At 44.5% G+C, this 1,632-nt stretch carries 2 protein-coding genes; both read left to right on the forward strand.

Translation table 11 applies throughout. The features are described 5' to 3' along the window. Positions 1 to 26 precede the first annotated feature (26 nt). A complete protein-coding gene (locus FQ084_RS13145; protein WP_149491074.1) occupies positions 27 to 554 on the forward strand; it encodes a TRAP transporter small permease in 528 nt (175 codons plus the stop codon). Then, a partial coding sequence (locus FQ084_RS13150; protein ID WP_149491075.1) for a TRAP transporter large permease occupies positions 551 to 1,632 on the forward strand: 1,082 nt, incomplete at its 3' end. The genes FQ084_RS13145 and FQ084_RS13150, both read left to right, overlap by 4 nt.

The following is a 1,632-nucleotide window of genomic DNA, read 5'->3' on the forward strand; positions in this document are numbered from 1 at the left end:
AAGGTCTAACCTAAAGGAGTGGTCACATGGCGTTTTTAGTCAAACTTAGCACCCTTATCTCAAGGTTTTGTCAGCTTATTGGTGGTATCAGTCTTATCATTATTGTACTGGCCACCATGCTAGATGTTATCGCACGCTATATCTTCAAGCTCACCGGTGGTGAGTTTGGATTTACAGTTAAAGGCAGCGTTGAGATCGTCTCTTACTTTATGCTCTTTGCTTTACTCGGGGCCTTTGCTGCTTTTGTTGAACGCTCACAAATCATTGTTGATGTCTTTACTCAAAAGATGTCAAAAGCCCTTAAAGGCTACATGATGGGCACCTTTATGATGGGTTTCTTTATTATCGGTATTGTCTTCGCATGGGGCCTTTATGAAAGCGCCTTTGATGCGATACAGTATGGCAAAGTTACCCAAGACCTTCGAATATCGATGATGCCCATCTACGCTATCAGTGCCTTCTTAAGCATTCTACTTGCCATTCGATCATTGATCGAATCAATCAATATCTTTAAAACAGGCGAGTTCTTTGACGCTGAGGAGACAGGCGCATGAGTCCAGAAATTATTGGTGCCATTGGTTTGTTATGTATGATTGCGATGGTCATGCTGCGTGTTCCTGTTGCACTTGCCATGTTAGGAGTGGGTCTGGTTGGCTTTGGCGCTGTGACAGCGCCTATTGGTGCCGTGCAGATGCTCAAAGACTTACCGGTCGATGTTTTAGCAAAATACGATTTTAGTGCGATTCCCTTATTTATTCTGATGGGCGTCTTTGCTTCTCATTCAGGTATGGCAGGAAAGTTATTTGATGCAACTAGAACCATTTTTGGTGGCGTAAGGGGCAGTCTGGGTATTGCTGGTATTGGCTCATCTGGTATTTTTGCCTCCATCTCAGGGTCTTCATTGGCAACGGCGTCTACCATGACCAAAGTGGCCTTGCCACAAATGGAAAAATACGGCTATCAGCCAGGCTTTGCCTGCGGTATTTTAGCGGCTGGTGGTACTTTGGGAATTATGATTCCGCCCAGTATTGCGCTACTGGTCTATGCCATTTTAACTCAGCAATCAGTCGGTGATATGTTTATCGCCGGTTTTTTACCAGGTATCCTTGGCATGGTGATGTATTCAATCACGGTCATGATTATGGTGCGCTGGAAGCCCCATTTAGCACAGCGCGGGGAATCTACTTCTTGGAAACAAAAATTAATCTCTTTGACAGGTCTGATTCCTTTTAGCTTTATCTTCATCGTGATTATCGCTGGTATTTTCTTTGGGTTATTTACCCCAACAGAAGGCGCGGCGGTTGGTGCTTTTGTATCATGGGCTTATGCTTTTGCCAAAGGTATGCGCATGAAAGGGCTTAAGCAATCATTGATTGAGACGCTAGCTCTTTCTGCAGTCGTTTTCTTTATGCTGCTTGGTGCTGAAGCGCTCGGCTACTTTATCTCAGTATCACGCTTGTCTTATAGCTTGGCAACGTGGATTGGTACATTGGCCGTCAGCCCAATGGTGGTACTGATTTGTATTCTAATCATGTACTTTCTGTTAGGGTTATTCATGGATGCCCTAGCGATGCTAGTGATTACGATTCCGGTCGTATTCCCAATCATTGTCGCTTTAGGCTACGATCCAGT

Source organism: Psychrobacter sp. ANT_WB68 (assembly GCF_008369115.1).
Classification (GTDB): domain Bacteria; phylum Pseudomonadota; class Gammaproteobacteria; order Pseudomonadales; family Moraxellaceae; genus Psychrobacter.